Origin of the sequence: Cohaesibacter sp. ES.047 (assembly GCF_900215505.1) — a bacterium.
In the GTDB taxonomy this organism is placed as follows: Bacteria; Pseudomonadota; Alphaproteobacteria; order Rhizobiales; family Cohaesibacteraceae; genus Cohaesibacter.
On sequence record NZ_LT907844.1, the window covers coordinates 2,805,609 to 2,824,513 of the forward strand.

Annotated in this window: 15 protein-coding genes and 1 tRNA gene; 11 read left to right on the forward strand and 5 right to left on the reverse strand. The window is 53.6% G+C overall.

Annotated elements, in window-relative coordinates:
- The first annotated feature begins 680 nt into the window (after positions 1-680).
- From CPH65_RS12835 to CPH65_RS12855, 6 genes are all read left to right on the forward strand, one after another.
- Complete coding sequence (locus CPH65_RS12835) at positions 681-1,133, forward strand: helix-turn-helix domain-containing protein (protein WP_096173817.1); 453 nt, start codon at positions 681-683, stop codon at positions 1,131-1,133.
- 190 nt (positions 1,134-1,323) lie between these two features.
- Positions 1,324-1,485: a hypothetical protein gene (locus tag CPH65_RS23890; RefSeq protein WP_157747671.1), complete on the forward strand. Its 162-nt coding sequence runs from the start codon at positions 1,324-1,326 to the stop codon at positions 1,483-1,485.
- Between the two features lie 114 nt (positions 1,486-1,599).
- The gene (gene istA, locus CPH65_RS12840; RefSeq protein WP_096171580.1) at positions 1,600-3,129 is read left to right on the forward strand and encodes an IS21 family transposase; all 1,530 of its coding nucleotides are present in this window, start codon (positions 1,600-1,602) and stop codon (positions 3,127-3,129) included.
- 11 nt (positions 3,130-3,140) lie between these two features.
- The gene (gene istB, locus CPH65_RS12845; protein WP_096171581.1) at positions 3,141-3,899 is read left to right on the forward strand and encodes an IS21-like element helper ATPase IstB; all 759 of its coding nucleotides are present in this window, start codon (positions 3,141-3,143) and stop codon (positions 3,897-3,899) included.
- Between the two features lie 191 nt (positions 3,900-4,090).
- Positions 4,091-5,701 (forward strand): hypothetical protein, encoded by a 1,611-nt coding sequence (locus CPH65_RS12850; protein WP_096173818.1) that lies wholly within the window; start codon positions 4,091-4,093, stop codon positions 5,699-5,701.
- Positions 5,698-7,332 (forward strand): hypothetical protein, encoded by a 1,635-nt coding sequence (locus tag CPH65_RS12855; protein WP_096173819.1) that lies wholly within the window; start codon positions 5,698-5,700, stop codon positions 7,330-7,332. Before CPH65_RS12850 ends, CPH65_RS12855 begins: the two co-directional genes overlap by 4 nt.
- 279 nt (positions 7,333-7,611) lie before the next feature.
- Here the strand turns inward: CPH65_RS12855 and CPH65_RS12860 are convergent, their stop codons facing one another.
- The gene (locus CPH65_RS12860) at positions 7,612-8,835 is read right to left on the reverse strand and encodes an IS256 family transposase (RefSeq protein ID WP_096171576.1); all 1,224 of its coding nucleotides are present in this window, start codon (positions 8,833-8,835) and stop codon (positions 7,612-7,614) included.
- On the opposite strand from CPH65_RS12860, the gene CPH65_RS23895 reads away from it, so the two are divergent.
- The 3 genes from CPH65_RS23895 to CPH65_RS12875 all read left to right on the forward strand — a co-directional run bounded on the left by CPH65_RS23895 (position 8,828) and on the right by CPH65_RS12875 (position 11,628).
- A complete protein-coding gene (locus CPH65_RS23895; RefSeq protein WP_157747672.1) occupies positions 8,828-9,379 on the forward strand; it encodes a hypothetical protein in 552 nt (183 codons plus the stop codon). The genes CPH65_RS12860 and CPH65_RS23895 overlap by 8 nt on opposite strands.
- 227 nt (positions 9,380-9,606) lie before the next feature.
- Positions 9,607-10,098, forward strand: coding sequence for a hypothetical protein (locus CPH65_RS12870; protein ID WP_096173821.1), 492 nt, complete (start codon positions 9,607-9,609; stop codon positions 10,096-10,098).
- Between the two features lie 471 nt (positions 10,099-10,569).
- Complete coding sequence (locus CPH65_RS12875) at positions 10,570-11,628, forward strand: tyrosine-type recombinase/integrase (protein ID WP_096173822.1); 1,059 nt, start codon at positions 10,570-10,572, stop codon at positions 11,626-11,628.
- Positions 11,629-11,723: 95 nt separating this feature from the next.
- Here the strand turns inward: CPH65_RS12875 and CPH65_RS12880 are convergent.
- A tRNA-Arg gene (locus CPH65_RS12880) sits at positions 11,724-11,800 on the reverse strand.
- Positions 11,801-12,092: 292 nt separating this feature from the next.
- On the reverse strand, positions 12,093-13,883 hold the full coding sequence (locus CPH65_RS12885) for an SLC13 family permease (protein WP_096173823.1): 1,791 nt from the start codon (positions 13,881-13,883) through the stop codon (positions 12,093-12,095).
- Between the two features lie 177 nt (positions 13,884-14,060).
- Between CPH65_RS12885 and CPH65_RS12890 the strand changes: the two genes are divergently transcribed.
- Both CPH65_RS12890 and CPH65_RS12895 read left to right on the forward strand, forming a co-directional pair.
- Positions 14,061-14,444: a GFA family protein gene (locus CPH65_RS12890; protein ID WP_096173824.1), complete on the forward strand. Its 384-nt coding sequence runs from the start codon at positions 14,061-14,063 to the stop codon at positions 14,442-14,444.
- Positions 14,445-14,510: 66 nt separating this feature from the next.
- Positions 14,511-15,194 (forward strand): GNAT family N-acetyltransferase, encoded by a 684-nt coding sequence (locus CPH65_RS12895; protein ID WP_371359339.1) that lies wholly within the window; start codon positions 14,511-14,513, stop codon positions 15,192-15,194.
- Positions 15,195-15,207: 13 nt separating this feature from the next.
- Here CPH65_RS12895 and CPH65_RS12900 read toward each other — a convergent pair whose 3' ends face one another.
- Together CPH65_RS12900 and secA are read right to left on the reverse strand one after the other, a co-directional pair.
- Complete coding sequence (locus tag CPH65_RS12900; protein ID WP_096173825.1) at positions 15,208-15,903, reverse strand: HAD family hydrolase; 696 nt, start codon at positions 15,901-15,903, stop codon at positions 15,208-15,210.
- 290 nt (positions 15,904-16,193) lie between these two features.
- Positions 16,194-18,872 (reverse strand): preprotein translocase subunit SecA, encoded by a 2,679-nt coding sequence (secA, locus tag CPH65_RS12905; RefSeq protein WP_096173826.1) that lies wholly within the window; start codon positions 18,870-18,872, stop codon positions 16,194-16,196.
- Positions 18,873-18,905 lie beyond the last annotated feature (33 nt).

Genomic DNA, 18,905 nt, shown 5'->3' on the forward strand with positions numbered 1-18,905 from the left:
CAAGCCTAGCTGAATGATCTGCTTTTGGACGGAAGGCATTTATGCTGTTGAGCGTTTCTAATCCCATCCCTGATCATCCCCACCCTTCTGCTCTTTCAACGCGCACGAATCTTGCTTTTACAACTCTTTGCTTGTCTGGAGACTAAGGCAAAGACAAGGGGCGTTCAATTTCATTTCCATTACCGGTTGAAAGTTTCCTTGGTCGTGATTTGGATCCCCCGGAAGTCTGAAAGACATCATTCTCGATGGCTCAAAACTGCTATTCAGGTTTTGATTTGGTTCTGGACGGCAAGACAGAGTCTTGCAGATGGTAAGATGGTTTCAAATTTCAAAAAATGAAAAATTCCTATTTTGACCGTATAGGCGTTGTCGCAGTTCTCCAAACGCTCTGAAATATGGGAACTGTGGTGCTGGCAAGCGGTTTTGAGACGAGAAAACATGAATTTTCTCATTTCATGTTTTTTATTGCCGATTGAAAAAAAATCATGGTCAGAGCGCCCCAAAAAATTTGGCTTTAGGTTTATTCTCTTAGGGGTAATTGCGATTTTCTGTCAGAAAACTGCCGTTTTTGGATGGGCGATATTTAGCCTAAGGCCTTGTTTCCATAAAAAGACAGAATTTATTTTTTTTAGCCGAAAAACGAACCCACCTCCTCAACATCAAAATTCGAGGAGAAAAAAATGGCGAACGACAAACTTGCAGAACTGAGGCTCAAATCCCGTCTGATACATCAGCTACCAACGTTATCTCAATGCGAGATTGCGCGAAGGTGGCGTGTTGATCCTGATACAGCTCGAGGAATTATTCGAGATGCGAAAATTCCTCGCGCTAGGGGACCTTGGAAACGGGCCAGATACTGCATTCTCGATATCTGGCGGCTGGAAGGCATTCCCATTTCCACGGCCCTGTCTCGTTCCGACCACAGCGAACTGATGTCTCCTTTGCTCAAGGTAAGTGATCTGGCGGAAATGTGCCGTTGTTCGTCTGCCACCATTCGGAACTGGGTACGTGAAGGCATGATCACAAGCATCACCCTTGGTGGATCTATTCGTTTTCATGACCACGTCATTTCCAGCCTTTTTGAGGGAGATGAGGTGCCAAAGACCGAATTCATTACAAGGCGGCAAATCTGAAAATAAGTGAGGTAAACGCCCCCGAAGAGTCATTTAAGGACGTTTTGAGCGTGTTTTTCTCATTTCACTTTATCAATGCCGAAATTCGAAAAAATCACCTCAAAACGCACTCTGCTCTGAATGGTCAACCCCTGTAGCCGGGGCAGCTTCACGAACATTGTCTTTAGTCACCATGACATCGGAGAAACACATGACGATCAATTTGCAGCAGGCACTGGAGAAACTTGATGCTGGCGAGCTGCCTTTTTCAGACAGCTACGCTGCCAAAGTTCGCGGATCAGTGAACAAATGCGCATTCCGGTCTTATCCGGCCACTGATTCCGACAGCATCCGGCCACCCATTCCGATTTGATCCGGCCATTGATTCCGGAGCATTCGGCCCCCCCTTGTGAAGGGGATTTGTCGACCGTTTTGAGGTAATCACTCACCGGCTATCTTGTGTTCTTTTGGAACGTGAGAAAGCCCCATGAAGAGATTACCAATGCGCAAGATCCGGGAAGCCCTTCGGCTTCGGGCAGAAGGCTTGTCAGGACGCCGAGTGGCGCAAAGCCTTTCGATAGGACGAGCAACGATATCGGACTATTTCCGTCGCGCGGATTTGGCTGGTTTGGCATGGCCTCTGCCGGTTGATTTGTCTGACAGTGATCTGGAACTTCTTCTTTACCCATCCCAACCTGGGGCGTCCTCTCGCGCGGTACCGCAGCCAGACTGGGCTCATATGCATGCCGAGCTGCGCCGCAAAGGTGTGACGCTGGCTCTGTTGTGGCAGGAATATCGCGAGGTTCATCCTGACGGCTATGGTTACAGCCAATATTGTGCCCGCTATTCAGCGTGGGAAGGCAAGCTTTCGCCGGTAATGCGCCAGCGTCACCCCGCTGGTGAACGGTTGTTTGTCGATTATGCGGGCCAGACCGTGGATGTGATCTGTCCTCAGACCGGTGAAGTGCGCACAGCTCAGATCTTTGTGGCCACGCTTGGGGCGTCGAACTACACCTATGTGGAGGCCAGTTGGACCCAGAGCCTGCCGGATTGGATATCGAGCCATGTGCGGGCCTTCGATTTCTTCGGCGGTGTGCCTGCGATGATTGTCTCAGATAATCTGAAGTCAGCGGTAATCAAGGCCTGTTTCCATGACCCGGCGATCAACCGCACCTATGGGGATATGGCTGCACATTACGATACCGCCGTTGTGCCCGCTCGTCCGCATAAACCCAAGGACAAAGCCAAGGTCGAGACGGCGGTTCAATTGGCCGAGCGCTGGGTATTGGCTCGACTTCGCAACCAGACCTTCTTTGGCCTGGACGAGCTGAACGCAGCAATTCGCCCTCTACAAGATCAGCTCAATGCCAAGGTCACCCGGCATCTGGGTACCAGCCGCCGGGCCTTGTTTGAGAGCCTGGACAAACCAGCCATGAAGCCAGTGCCCCGGGAGCCATACGTCTATGCCGAATGGAAGCAGTGTCGTGCTGGGATTGACTATCACATCGATGTGGACCGGCACTATTACTCGGTACCCTACCAGCTGATCAAACAAAGGCTATGGGTGCGGGTCGCCGCGCGGACCATCGAAGTCTTCCATAAAGGTCAGAGGGTTGCGTCTCACGTCCGCATCTCTGGTAACCGCCAACATTCCACCCAGAAAGAACATATGCCGTCCAATCATCGCCATCGTGCCGACTGGACGCCGGAAAGCATCCGAAGGCAAGCCGTCCGCATCGGCCCCAATGTCGATACCTATGTTGAGGTCGTCATGCGCCGACGCAAACACCCAGAACAAGCCTATCGCAGTTGCATGGGCGTGCTCAAGCTTGCCCGATCTTTTGGCAATGCTCGCCTCGATGCTGCCTGTGAACGCGCGCTCGAGATCAACAGCTACACCTACCAATCCCTGCATTCCATTCTCAAGAATGGTCTGGATCGACAACGCCGAGAAACGCCCACGGACGGCCCCGCGATCACCCACCCCAATATCCGTGGTGCAGATTACTTCCATTGAAAGGACAGGATATGCTGACACATCCAACCCTGGAGCAGCTCAATAGCCTCAAGCTCGACGGCATGGCAGAGGCCTTCACCGAGCTGGCCAGCCAAGACGGAACGGCTGATCTGACCCACGCCGAATGGCTGGGGCTACTCATCGACAGAGAAGCTGCCAGCCGCGAGACCAAGCGGTTCGAGAGCCGAATGCGAACCGCACGTCTGCGCCATGTCGGAGCCGCCCCAGAAGATGTCGACTACAAAACCAGACGTGGGCTGGACAAGGCGCTGTTCCAGCAACTGCTGACAGGTAAATGGATACGGGACAAACGGAACTTGATGATCACCGGCTCATGTGGCGTCGGTAAAACCTGGTTAGCCTGTGCGCTCGCCCAGGCCGCTTGTCGAAGTGGTGTCACCGTGCTTTACAAACGTGTGCCGCGTCTGTTTAGCGAATTGGAGATGGCCCATGCAGACGGGCGCTTCCCGCGCCTCTTTCGAAGCCTTACCAAAACCCAACTCCTGATCCTCGATGACTGGGGACCCGACCGTCTGAATGCAAACCAGAGACGGGACCTCATGGAAATCGTCGAAGAACGATATGGTGCAGGGTCAATCCTGATCACCAGCCAATTGCCGCTGAAAACCTGGCACGAGGTTATCGGCGAACCTACCTTCGCCGACGCTATCCTCGATCGGCTCGTGCACAACGCATATCGCCTCGAACTCGAAGGCCAGTCCTTCCGAAAAACCCATGTCAAAACGGGTGACGAAAACAACAAAAGCTGATACCTAAATCTTCAGGCCTCAAGACGGCACGCCAAAGGTGGCCGGATACTCCGGATTAGGTGGCCGGATGTTATCGGAATGGCCGGCCGAATGCTCCGGAATGCGCAAACAAATGCGCTGTAGTTTATAATTGCGATCTTCTGCGCATCCCTGCAGATCCAGAAGCGTTCGTAAAACGCTGGCAACTATTCTTGAAGAACAAGAATTTTCCTGCCCCATTCCCTCGGTTCGGTAGCTTTAAAGACTGGTATGACCAAACAAAAAGTCTGATCGATCACGTTTCGGGCGAACGAAAAAGACGAGATCAGTTGAGAGCGTGCCAAGATGATTGGACAGATCTGGAAAAGATCATTTCAGACCTTATCCAAGAAAAGAGGAAGGGGTGCGGCCTGCACCAATTCGATCTTGTGGCTGTCATGGTTCTTCGAAATTTTGCGCGACAGAACGAGCGACAACCATTCCAGCTGACTTCTGGGTTGGTTGCCATATGGATGCAACAAGCAACTTCTGGTCAAAAGTCTTCCATACGGACGGCGGTTTCCGTCTTGAATAAACTTCATGATCTTGATTTCGATTGTCCGGCTGGTTTGCTGCCTCACAAAATCGATCAAATTCCGGTCATCACCCGTCGTCGTGTAACTCCTGCGCTCCCGCCAAAATGTGAACAGGCAATCGCAGATTTGCAATCTGACATGAGATTGGGCGTACTTTATGACGACGATTTGCTCGATGATGACGACCTGTCGGATGATGATGAGATGCGCAAAGACCCATGCGCTGAAAGCTCCATCAAAAGTGTACGTGACACCGTGGGCTGGTTTTTCAGCTGTATGGTCGAGCTCGACTTCCTCGACCTGAACGCGGATCCGGATCCATCTACATTTGCCACCATAGGGTGCATAACCGCCGCTTTTGAATCTGAGGTGGCCGGAGAGTTTTACTGGACCCCTCTGAAGAAGCGGACAGTGCGCAAGAATTTAGAAGGTACCTTTCGTTTTCTTCGTCGCTTCAATCCAAAATTGAAATCTAAGCAACGGAAGTTTTTTAAGCAAAAATACTTTGCCAAATGGCAGCCAATGACAGAAGAAAACGAAGAATTCTGCAGATCTTTGATGAAGTCCAGCCAAGACAAGGCCAAATTTCTTAATTTGGGGGCGATCTTCTACGACAAGGCTGCGTCGATGATTGCCAACTACTCAAACCTTTCGTTCAACGAAAAGACACAAGCTCAACATTGGGCTCTCTCGGCCGCAGCTGCCGCAATCCTCACATTCCTTCCTTTGCGTGCGACGAATTTGACGCAATTGACGATTGAAGGCGAGGAGGCAAATGTTTTCCTTCCTTACAAATCCAAGGATGTGCAGATTGTCATCCCCAAGGAAATGGTAAAAAACAATCGAAAGATTGTTACAAGAATTTCCAGACGAGGAAAGACAGACCCAAGGACAATCCTTCTTTGGTGGCTTTCAGAAGCGCGGCCATTGATTATGGCGGGCTTATCAAAGCCTGATGATACTTTGCTTCTTGGAGGAGCTAGGTATCAAAACTTGTACAGATCTTGGCGTTTCGCCACCGCTTCTGTCGATCTGTTCATGAATTTGCATCAAGTGCGACACGCAATCGCTTCGATCCTCAAAAACCAACCGAACTCCGATATTGAGGTGATTGCCGCCTTGTTGGCAGACGAGCCTGCAACTGTCGATAAAACCTATGCTTTCATCGATATCGAAGACAAGACACAACAAGGCCTTAACGGACTTTCTGATGTCAATCGCGCACTTCAGAAAGGACTTAGAAGATGAGATTCGAATTATCCGAAGCAGAACTTCCTCTCAGCATGCGACAATTCCTCCGCGATATTGACAATGGTCAAGCCTATTTCTCTTCAGCTTTGCAGAAGAACCGTTTTGGTATTTCTTCAACACTCCGGTGTTTGGTGGAGACTGCAACAAAGACTGGACTCGTTGCAGAACTCAATTCTGCGACCGCTTCCGCAATGATCAATCGTTTGAAGAAGGCGGGTTGGTCAAAGGATTCACTTATCGTCCAAAAATCACTGCTTCGTCGCTACGCTTATGAAACTGGTGAAGGGATTGAATGGGCGCTCGAAAGTGCCACGTCAGACCGACGACCAATCGATCTTGTTACACGAGGCTCACATTGGACGCCGTATGCGGTGTTGGTGCCAGATATGATTTCGGTGGGAGTCACGGATCGCGTTATCCGTCTCTTGGATCGTTGGCTTCGTCACTGTGCCAAAGTCAACCAACTGACACTGGATCATGCTCTTCAGTTTCCAGAGGGAATTTCTGCCTTTTCTGATCTGGCGGAGGTGCTGACGGCAATTGATCCGGGTAGTCCAGACACCGAAATTATTCAACAGGCAAGAACCATCAAACGCAGTAAGGCAAAAGACCTGCCGAAAGCGCCGCCATATGGGGATCTGCCTGAGCCGTTCTTGTCGGAGATCAAACACATCTGCTCATCTGGGGCTCAATCTGATGATAGGATCACGTTGATGGCAACTGCCATTCGGAGACTCTTGACCTCCGCGAAGGCAAGAGACTTGGAGCCCGTTCTTACGATGGACACTGCCAAGGCTTTTGCACGTGACCTTCACAGTGATCCAATCGCTCGAATTTCAGAGGCGACATATTGCGATAGCCTTGGGGCGTTTGCCAAGCAGGCAGGATATCCAGACACAATTGTTGATGCGCTGCACAAGAGGCGAAATGCTCGAAAATTTGCGAGCAGGAATGATGTACGGCGAAAAGAGATCAAGTTGGCCAAGAATCCGATTGATCTGGTTTTCTTGGCAAAGACTGCCAATGAGATTCTGATGAAAGCGCCGTTTGAAGAAAATTTACGAAATCGAAGACGAGACTTCACTCTTGCTGGAGCAATTGCTTTGCTGTGCAAATTGCCTATTCGAGCAAAGGACTTGAGGGAAGGCCGGATTGGAAAGGAATTTTGCCGAGATAGTGAAGGATGGCTTGTTGATCTTGCGACTTCCAAGACTGGCACAGCGATCAAGGGTCGGCTTCCTGATTGCCTGACGCCATATCTAGATGCCGTGCTTCTTATGGACTGTAGGCCCGAATTTCTTTGGAGTAAATATGATGAGCGATGCAATTCCCCTCTCTTTGCCAATCCTGCACGCCGGTTCCGGAGTTACAGCGCAGAATGGTTGCGTAGGAATATGACGGAGCACACGTGTCACAGCGCCCATATCGTTCGGACGCTCATCTATGACTATTGCGCAATGGATAATGACCTTGATCGTAGTGTGGCAAGAGCATTGGTCGGCCATGCGAGCGCAACGAGCGCCGAGTTTTATGAAGTGAATGCTGATCGCTATCGAGTGGAGCAAGCTCAAGGGCTATTGAGAGCTATTGAAAAGACCGTCGGTGATCAAGATGCCGAGTATGCATAGAAACTCAAGACATAGCAGCTCTAGGGATGCTGTGCTGAATTTATGCAAAGGAATCATAGATATGGTTTGTATGTTGATGTGATGTGACCACTTGAATTCATTCAACTCTTGATACTCCGAAACAGATTGAGCGCGGCACTCCTATGCGATGCCGCGCTCAATCTGTTTTGCTGTTGATCAGAAAAAGAAAGGGCGTTCGTGTCTGGAAATTAATCTGAACGGAGGCGCAAATGCCCATTGAAACGGGACTATGCAGAATTTTGTGCCCTGGCGCTTTGATTACGCCATTTGGAAACGATCTTCGAACATTATTGCGAACTGGCTTTTCACTGAGTGCCATTCGCGCACGGAGCGTTTCCATTCCACAGAAGTAGCATTCAGGGCGAGATAAATCAATTTCGCAGCTGCCTCGTCACTGGGGAAATGCCCGCGGGAGCGAACGGCCCGGCGGATTTTCGAGTTCAGTGCTTCAATGGCGTTCGTGGTGTAGATCAGCCTGCGCACTTGGGGCGGATAGTCAAGGAACGGGATCACCTCGTTCCAAGTCCGGCGCCAACTCGGCGCGATTGCCGGGTATTTGGCGGCAAGGTCGCTGTTTTCGAACTCCGCCAGCGCAGTCTCCGCGGCTGCTGCGTCCACAGCGGTGTAGACAGCCTTAAGAGCCGCTGCGACGGCCTTGCGATCCTTGTAGCTGGCAAAGCTCATGGAATGGCGCAGCAGATGCACGATACAGGTCTGGACCTGGGTCTGAGGAAAGGCTGCCTCGATGGCCTGGGGGAAGCCCTTCAGACCGTCCACGACGGCGATGAGAATGTCCTGAACGCCACGGTTGCGCAGATCGCTGAGAACTTTAGCCCAGAACTTGGCACCCTCATTGGCCTGGAACCAAAGCCCCAGAACGTCGCGGGTGCCGTCCGGGAGAACAGCCAGGGCCACAAAAACCGCCTTGTTCAGAACCACGCCGTCGGTGCGGATCTTGACCCGGATCGCGTCCATGAACACAATCGGATAACACGGTTCCAGCGGGCGGTTCTGCCAGGCGGTCACTTCCTCCATCACGGCATCGGTGATCGCCGAAATCAGGCTCGGGGACGCCTCTATACCATAGATATCCTCGATATGCCCCTGGATCTCGCGGGTCGTCATCCCGCGCGCGTACATGCTGATGATCTTGGTGTCGAACTCGGGAAAGCGGCGCTGATACTTGGCGATCAGCAGAGGATCAAAGCTGCCGTTGCGGTCACGGGGAATGTCGAGAATGACCTTCCCGCTGTCGGTGGTCACCGTCTTCTGGCTGCGGCCATTGCGACGATTTGGCGCCTGGTTCGCGCCTTCAGGCGGCGCATCGGCGCGTTCTTCGGTCAGATGCTCGTCCAGTTCGGCGCTCAGGGCTCGTTCGGCCAGCGCCTTGGTCAGTTCTTGCAGAATCCCGTCCTCTCCGAACAGATCGCCCGCTTTGCGGCCTTCCATCAGATGATCCAAAAGGGCTTTGTCGATGCTCATACGTGGGTCTCCTCATATTAGAGTTACCACGCCAGGGCACAAAATTCTCCATAGTCCCATTGAAACAAACATTCAATCTCAATCCCCCGCCAACTGGCTGAACGACCTTAAGCGGGGCGATGTTGTCCAGTTTGCTGCTGTCTCGTCAACCAGATCAGAGCAGTTCAATGCATTTGTCATAATCGACATTTATTCCACCGAGTCCCAAACACTGCTGCTGATGGGGCACGGCAGAGATATCGACGCTGCATCAAAGAAACCGTTGGAAATTCCCGTCATCGAAGCGGAGAAACTGCGGATGGCCGGACTCAAAAAGCCACTGTCCTTTTCACTCAATTACACCCGTACAGTTTCAATCCCTCATGATGAAACGGGCTTTACTACGATTGCCTCCCCTGTGATCGGTCGATTGGCTGACATCGATCTGCTTCGCATGCAATTCATCCGCAAACCCGATCGCATCCGGGAAGATCGCCTTCATCTTCTTGATGCCCTTCAATACTGGACGCATCGGGAAACGGAAAGATCTGGGTGGGGTGCTTGAGAGCTTCTGATGGTCTCGAGCAGCAATTGGGAGAATGGGGGCCAACCCCATTCTCTCCTGATGTCAGTCCGAACTCACGTAAGGAAGCCATGAAGGCAAAAGGAAAAATTCTGAAAGGGATCGAGATCACCCGCGGCAGCCTTAGTGACGCCGCGCATGATCCGATCCTCTTGGGAAAGGGCAAAGAAAGGCGTCAGAGACTATCCAAACAACGAATGGAGTAACTGATGCTCATCAAGGTCAAGCCCGATCAACGATCAAACAAGCCAATCTGGCAAGACAACCTGAGTTGGGGCGACGTTGTCATGTTTCGATTTCCGTCAGATGAAGGCGGTCAAACGCGACCGTCCAAGGCCCGTCCCTGCGTGGTGCATGATGTCCGGGATATTGCGGGCGTTAGACTGGTCACCCTCGTATGCGGCTCTAAGACAACAAGCCAATCAGAGGGTGGTTATGGGACGCTCGTCGTGCATCCGATTGCCATTGCTGCGGCAGGCCTAAAAGGTGCAACACGATTTAACAGTGGCAAAAGGATTACGGTCTCTGTCGACCATGGCTGGTTTGTATGCGGGGCGGCCAAGACACCTGTCCTCGGGAGTTTGACTGGTAAAACAAGACACCGGTTCAATTCTGTTCGGGCGCGCGTTGATGCCCTGATTGATTTGGCTGTCAGCCGTCGAGCTCAAGAAACGAGGCAGCAGTCTTCTCCTCTGTATTGATCATGCCATCGATTTCGCCCGGACTGGCCAGCGTCTGACCGGGCAGAAATCATGAGAATTGGCAAAACCATGTTTTCTGCCTTCGAGAATTTCAGCTTTTTTCAGTCAGAAATTCGACTTCATCAAAGAACATCGAACCGCAGCGGTTCGCAAAATTCCCGCATGAAAATAATTTTCCCATTAATTTCATGCGGTTACCTCAGTTTTGTAAAATTTTCATTTTTGATCCGGATTTTCTCGAACTCAGCTGAATTCCAGATGCTTTGAAAAATTGAATGGGATGGTGTCCGTGGAAATGGCTGAGGAAATTCAAACGCTCCCAAATTATATCACGCTGGCAACCGCCGCAAAGTTGCTGGGCCGCAAAACCCAAACACTTCGCAATGAGCGGGATAAGGGCAATCTGGTTTGCTACCGGATGGGAGGCGTGGACTACACCACCTATCAGAACATAAAGGACATGTTTGAACTATGCCGCGTAGAGCCAAACCCCCGCGCCTCTTTCTCCGGGAGAGACAAGGTCGTTCGCCGGTCTATGTCATCCTCGACCGGGGCAACGAGACAAGCACGGGCTACGGCCCTGAATGCAGCGAAGAAGCTGAAAAGTTCTTGAGTGACTATCTCGCGACCAAATGGTCGACGCGAGATCTGGTCTCTCCCTCCAATATGGCTGTGGCCGATGTTCTGACTGCCTATGCAATTGAACATGCGCCAAGCACGGCCGACCCAGCAAGGGTGGGATATGCCATTGATGCACTGATGGGCTTTTGGGGCGAAAAGACCGTTGCAGAGGTCAAGAAAAACAATTGTCGCAAATATGCTGAAGAGCGCGGTGTTGCTGATGGGACAATTCGGCGTGAGTTGGGCGTTCTTCGCGCTGCTTTGAATTATTGTGAGCACGAGGAATATCTCCTCAAGGCTCCTGTTGTCCATCTGCCCAACAAGCCTTCTGGCCGCGATCGCTGGTTGACCCGAGAGGAAGTCGCCAAGCTCTTGAGAGTGGCACGCAAAAATCCAGAGACGAGGCACATTGCCAAGTTCATTCTGGTTGCGGTCTATACCGGCACCCGAAAAAGCGCCATCCTCAATCTCGGTTGGGAAAAGTCCGACTTTGCGGGTCATATCGATATCGAAAACGGAATTCTTTATCGTGCTGGCGCGAAGGAACGGCAAACCGACAAAGAACGCACGCCGGCCCGCTTGCCAAGACAGATTCTCTTGCACGCTCGACTTTGGCGCAAGAACAATCCGATCTGTGTGATTACCTATCGCGGTGAGAAGGTCAAGGACATCAAGACAGGCTGGGAGCGGATTTGCCGTGATGCAGCGATCACGGATGTCAATCGGCACACCTTGAAACATACGGCCATCACATGGGCTATGCGGAACCGCGCAACGCCTGCCGATGCAGCAAGCTTTTTTGCCACCTCTATCCGGACAATCGAGGAAACCTACCTCCATCACCATCCTGATTTTCAGGATTCGGCTGTCAGTGCAATGGAAGGGAATAACAAGAAGCCCAGGAAATAGCGCGTTGTACCGGCGATTTCATGGGCCATATCATGGGCGCAATCGAGGTGCTCCAGAGTTCTCTTTTTTAAGATTCTGTATTTGTTGAGGAAATTTGGTGCACCCGGCAGGATTCGAACCTGCGGCCTCTGCCTTCGGAGGGCAGCGCTCTATCCAGCTGAGCTACGGGTGCCTGACGCGTTCGGGTTCCGGTGTCATCGAGAGTGAGCCGTGTCGCCAAGGGTGACAAGTGGCTTCACCGTGTGTGACCGAGAAACAACACGCGCGGGATATGCCGGCTTTCTTAGCTGATGCAACGAGCCGGTGCAATCGAAAAGCGGACGAATTTTAAGCCTTTGTGCATATCGGTTCGCGCGCGGTGCAGGTGCATCGGACGGGAATGCCAAAGGAATGCCAACGCCCATTGGCCTTTTCCAAAGATTATGGCCTGCACAACATACCGGAGCCTTGGGCACAGCAAGCGTTCAAAGCGGCCAGAAGACTAGAATGGCCGGGACAGAAACTGCGATAATGAGGATTTCGAGCGGCAGTCCCATGCGCCAATAATCGCCGAATTTATAGCCACCGGGGCCCATGATCAGCGTGTTGTTCTTATGCCCAATGGGGGTGAGGAAGGCGCAAGAGGCGGCAACCGCGACGGCCATCAGGAAAGGGTCGGGATTGACGTTCAATCGGGACGCGATTTCCATGGCAATGGGAGCGGCAACGACCGCGGTGGCTGTGTTGTTGAGAACATCCGACAGGGTCATGGTGACAACCATCAGAATGGTGAGAATGATCGCGGGGGCAAATCCGTCGGTCAGGGACACGATGGACCCGGCAATGAGACTGGTGCCGCCTGAGTTCTCAAGGGCTGACCCCAAGGGGATCATTGATCCCAACAGCACGACGACCGGCCATTCGATGGTGTCATAGAGCTCCCGGATGGGCACGATCTTGAGCAGGGCATAGAGCACGACAACCGCTGCAAGGGCCACAGGCAGATACACGAAGCCAAAGCTGGCAGCAAGGATTGCGGCGGCAAAGAGCCCCACAGCAAGACCCGCGCGGCCATGCTGGGTGAGAGACAGGCCACGATTGGCCAGCGGCAGGCAGCCCAACCACCGAACCGTATCGGCCAGCGCTCCGGATGGGCCGAGCAGGAGCAGGACGTCACCAGGCTGGATCTGTTCCTTGCGCACCCGATGATAGACACGGCGGCCCTGGCGGGAGATGCCAAGCAGGGTCACATTGCGCCGCGAGAGCAGGCGCAAAGACATCGATGAGCGATCAACAATCCGGGCATCGGCTGGCACGACACATTCCATGAGTTCCATACCGTTTGCCGCTGCGGGCGCTTCCGACGGCTTGCGCTCATAGCCAAGACTGAGAGAGCCGACGAATTTGTCGATCTGCTCAGGCCCAGCTTCGAGCACCAGAATATCCTTGGCCTTCAGCTCGATATTGCGGCTGCTGCCGGCGAGACGGCGGCCATTACGGATGACCCCTAGAACGGCAACGTCATGCTCTTCGGTCGCCGCATCCAGATCCTTTACAAATTGGCCCAGAGCTTCGCTGTCCTCTGTGACGACCACCTCGGCGATATATTTGCCGATTTCGAACAGTTCCTGGGTTTCGTCGCGTCTGGCCGACGCTCCGGGTATCAGACGCCAGCCGACAAGGGCAACGAACAGCGTGCCGATAACGGCTGCAACCAGTCCCACGGGGGCAAAGTCGAACATCGAGAACGGCTCTCCCAGCTGTTCACCACGGAAGGAGGCGATGATGATATTGGGCGGTGTGCCGATCAACGTGATCATGCCGCCCAGAATGGTGCAGAAGGCGAGGGGCATGAGGGTGAGTGATGGGCTGCGGCCGGACTTTTGCGAAGCCTGAATGTCAACCGGCATGAGGAGCGCCAGAGCCGCGACATTGTTCATGATCGCGCTGAGAAGGCCGCCAATTGCTCCGATGATGGAGACGTGGCTCTGCAGTGAACGGTCAGCATCGACCACCAGCGTCGTGATTCTGTCAACGGCACCGGAGAGCACCAGTCCGCGCGAGACCACCAAAACCAACGCCACGATCATGGTTGCCGGATGGCCAAAACCCGAAAAAGCCTCTTCCTTTGGGACAAGGCCCAGCAACAGCGCGATCACCAGAGCGCCAAAGGCGACGAGATCATAACGGACACGCCCCCACAGCAGCATGGCAAAGACGAGGCCAAACAGGCAGAAAAGGGAAATCTGGTCGAAGGTGAGTGTTGGGGCGGTCATAAATACAACTTTTTCAACGAGGGCAATTCCCGGTACTGTATCCATGCGCCGCGCCGCTGACCAGTCCCGTCTTGCCAATCCGGTTTCGCTTGGCCTGTGAGATCGATCTTGTCTCGAAGCATTCTGTGTTGCTAAATTGGCCAAATAACAAATTCCGTATAAAGGAGGGCTGGTTCGATGATAAAGGGGCGCTGTGACTGTGGGCATGTGCAGTTCGAGGTTGATGCCGTAAGGGAGAGCGTCACGATTTGTCATTGCAGCCAGTGCAGACGGACCAGTGGTCATCTCTGGGCGTCGACGCATGCCCCGTTTGACAGCTTGCGCTTTACCGCAGATGAAGGCTTGCGCTGGTATGAATCCTCTGATTGGGCCAAGCGCGGCTTTTGTGGCCATTGCGGGTCTTCGCTGTTCTACCGGATGAATGACGAAGATGGCATCGGCATTGCGGCTGGGTGCCTTGACCTGCCAACCAACCTTCATGTCAGCAAGCATATTTTCGTGAAGGACAAGGGGGATTATTATGACATTGCCGACGGTGCGCAGCAGATCGAGCGCTATTGACCGCTCTGCTTTGGTCTCGTGACCTGTCCAACCAATAAACAAGAAACAATAAAAGGTATTTCGATTTTGACTGATCAGGATTTGAGCCAATGGTCCGCCCGCGACTGGCCTCCCAACACGGTGCTGGCGGGGCGCTATGTTCGCCTTGAACCGCTGGATGCAGACCGACATGGCGCCGAGCTGTTTGCTGCGTCCAATGTGACGGACAAGGAAGAAAAGTTCAGGTGGCTGTTCGAAGGCCCGCCCTCGGACGAAGCGTCATTCATCGAGTGGACGCGGCGGGAAGCCGCGCGGCGTGACTGCTTGCCCTATGCGGTGATTGACTTGGAAAGTGGCCAGGTTGCCGGGCGCCAGTCGTTGATGCGCATTGATGTCAACAACGGGGGCATCGAGATTGGCGCGATCTATTGGGGGCCGCGCATCGCGCGCAGACAAGGGGCAACCGAGGCGGTCTACCTCTTCATGAAGCATGTCTTCGAGGATCTGGGGTATCGTCGCTTTGAGTGGAAGTGTCACAATGACAACACGCCATCCAAACGGGCTGCCGAGCGTTTCGGCTTTACCTATGAGGGTCTGTTTCGCCAGCACATGGTCATCAAGGGCAAGAGCCGGGATACGGCATGGTACTCAATCATCGACAAGGAATGGCCGGAGTTGAAAGCTGGCTTCGAGGCTTGGCTGGATCTGGCCAACTTTGACGATCAGGGTGGTCAGCGCCGCGGGCTTTCGGCCTATCTTGATCGGACCTGATGCATCCAGAGCATCAGGGTGTCAGCGTCTCAACAAGAGCGGGCAATTCGGCAAGGGCGGCAATCCGGCGATAGCGCGGGTGAGCAATCGGCTCGTCAACATGCTCATGCGCCCATGTCAGATCGTGCGGGACGAAGACCGCCCAGCCACCAACCTCCAGCACCGGAGTGATGTCCGACTTCAGCGAGTTCCCTACCATCAGGATTTCGTCCGCGCAGACGCTGTGTTGCGAGAAAATGCGCTCGTAGGCGTGAGTGGATTTTTCCGCCAGAATTTCGATGGTGTCGAACTTTTCTGCAAGACCTGACTGCGCAATCTTGCGCTCCTGATCAAACAGGTCGCCCTTGGTGATCAGCCACAATTGATAGTCCTCGGCGAGGGCATCAAGGGTCTGCTCGGCACCGGGTATCAACTCGATGGGATGGGCCAGGAGGCTCTTGCCTATAGCAAGGATTGCGCCGATGGATTGTGTGGAGATATCCCCTCTGGTGACCTCAAGCGCCGTTTCAATCATCGACAGCATGAAGCCCTTGATGCCATAGCCATATAGCTCAAGATTTCGTTTTTCGGCTGCCAGCAGTTTTTCTTCGAGATGATCGCTCTCGGCGTGGTCGGACAACAGACGATGAAACTCGTTCTCTGTCAGGCGGTAGAATTGCTCATTTTCCCAAAGCGTGTCATCGGCATCGAAGGCGATCACTTTGATCATGGTGCTTGGTATCCCGTTTGCCAAGGTGCTGAAATGTGTCCAGCGCTTTCCTGTCCATGCCTCAAGTCTATACTGCCCATGCGAGGATAAGGAGATCGACAATAGGCTTGTCCCTGTGGAGTGAGCCGACGCTTTATTGGCGATTTATGTCTGTCTGTCCAAGGCATCTGGCAGGTCCGCGCGTAAGAAGCCGTGACGGGATAAAGTCGGTCGGTCCTGCTCCAATCGATGCAAAAAAGCCCCGGTCGGGCTGTGCCGACCGAGGCTGCAATCTGGATCAAGGACTAAGCTTAGCTCAGTTTGCCGTGGCAATGTTTGTATTTCTTGCCAGAGCCGCAAGGGCAGGGGGCGTTGCGCGGCACTTTGCCAAAGGCGCCGTCCTGTCCGTCTGCAGCATCGCCCGATGCGACATTCTCGCCTGTGTCCGGGTCAATGCGCTGCTCGTGCATTTCAGGCATTTCGGGGCGCTCGAACGGGTTCGGTTCTTCCTGACGCAATTGCACATGGGCAAGCTGCTGGGTGACCATCCGTCTGAGATTGACAAGCAGGGCCTGGAAAAGCTCAAAACTCTCGGTCTTGTATTCCTGCAGCGGATCACGCTGCCCGTAGCCACGATAGCCGATGACGTTGCGCAGGTGATCAAGCGCCACCAGATGCTCTCGCCACAGATGATCGAGGATCTGCAACAGAATCGATTTTTCCACCTGACGCATCAGGTCAGGGGTGAAATTGGCGGTCTTGGCGGCGGATGCCTCGTCAGCAGCCTTTTTCAACCGGTCGAGGATTTCCTCGTCGGCGATGCCTTCCTCTGCGGCCCAGTCCTTGACCGGCACGTCGAGATTGAGAATTTCCTGCACTTCGTCATGCAGACCTTCAACGTCCCACTGCTCGGCATAGGCCTTGGGCGGGATGTGCTTGGCGACGATGTCCTCGATGACCTCGTGACGCATGTCCAAAACGGTTTCAACAACGCTGGCATCCTTCATCAGATCGATGCGCTGGTCGAAAATGACCTTTCGCTGATCGTTCATGACGTCATCAAATTTCAGCAGGTTCTTACGAATGTCGAAGTTGCGTGCCTCAACCTTTTTCTGTGCTTTTTCTAGAGCCTTGTTGATCCACGGATGGATAATGGCTTCGCCTTCCTTCAGGCCGAGCTTGGTCAGCATGCCGTCCATGCGCTCGGAGCCGAAGATGCGCATCAGGTCATCTTCGAGCGAGAGGAAGAATTTGGAGCGTCCCGGGTCACCCTGACGACCGGAACGACCGCGCAACTGGTTGTCGATGCGACGGCTTTCGTGGCGCTCGGTGCCAATCACGAACAGACCGCCCGCCTTGATGGCAACTTGCTTCTTGGCTTCGATGTCGGCCTTGATTTCATCGATCATCTTGGTGCGGGCCTCGCCTTCCAGCTCCGCGGGCACTTCCTGAGAAATGCGCATGTCGAGGTTGCCGCCAAGCTGGATATCGGTGCCGCGACCGGCCATGTTCGTGGCAATGGTGACAGCTCCGGGCGCACCTGCCTGCGCAATGATAACGGCTTCCTGTTCGTGGAAGCGGGCGTTCAGGACCTGATGCTCGACCTTTGCCTTCTTGAGCTTGGCGCTCAGCTCCTCTGAGCGTTCGATGGAGGTTGTGCCAACCAGCATGGGCTGGCCACTCTCGGAACATTCCTTGATCAGGGTGACAAGGGCGTCATCCTTTTCTCGGGTGGTGCGATAGACTTCGTCATCATCATCGACGCGCTGGACCGGCAGGTTGGTCGGAACGTCGAGCACTTCGAGATTGTAGATGTCTGCCAGTTCTTCCGCTTCGGTCAGCGCCGTACCGGTCATGCCCGAAAGCTTGTTGTAGAGACGGAAGTAGTTCTGGAAGGTGACGGAGGCAAGGGTCTGGTTTTCCGGCTGGATCGACACGCGCTCCTTGGCCTCGAGCGCCTGATGCAAACCTTCGGAATAGCGACGCCCTTCCATCATGCGGCCAGTGAACTCATCGATGATCACGACCTGATCGTTCTTGACGATGTAATCCTTGTCGCGGGCAAAAAGCTTGTGGGCGCGCAGGGCCTGATTGAGATGATGAACGATGGTCACATTCTCGATGTCGTAAAGCGTTTCGCCCTGCAACATGCCTGCTTCCTTGAGAATCTGCTCAATGAACTCGGTGCCGTCTTCGGTAAAGGTTGAGGACTTGGCTTTTTCGTCGATCTCGTAATGCTCTGCCGACAGGCTCGGGATGAAGGCATCAATCTTGGTGTAGAGTTCGGACTTGTCATCCAGCGGACCGGAAATGATCAGCGGGGTCCGCGCTTCATCGACGAGAATCGAGTCGACCTCATCGACAATCGCGAAATTGTGTCCGCGCTGAACCATATGGTCGAGCTCGTATTTCATGTTGTCGCGCAGATAGTCAAAGCCGAATTCGTTGTTGGTCCCGTAGGTGATGTCTGCGTCATAAGCGGCCTTGCGGTCACCATCTTCGATGCCGTGAATGATGACACCGGTGGTCATGCCAAGGAATTTGTAGACCTGCCCCATCCATTCGGCATCGCGTTTGGCCAGATAGTCGTTGACCGTGACCACATGCACGCCCTTGCCTTCAAGGGCATTGAGATAGGCAGCCAGCGTCGCCACGAGGGTTTTACCCTCACCGGTACGCATTTCCGCGATGGCGCCATCATTGAGCACCATGCCGCCGATCAACTGCACATCGTAATGGCGCTGTCCAAGAGACCGCTTTGCAGCTTCGCGCACTGTAGCAAAGGCCGGGACCAGAAGATCCTGAAGTTTTGTTCCGTCTGCCAACTGCTGGCGAAACTCGGCGGTCTTGTTGCGCAAGTCTTCATCGGAGAGCTTGGAAACCTCATCCTCCAGTGCATTGATCGCTGCGACTGTCGGGTGATATCCCTTGATACGGCGATCATTTGCCGTACCGAAAACTTTGCGAGCGATGGCTCCAAGACCGACCATTGACCGGATCCTTCCTCTTTACTGCCGCCACAA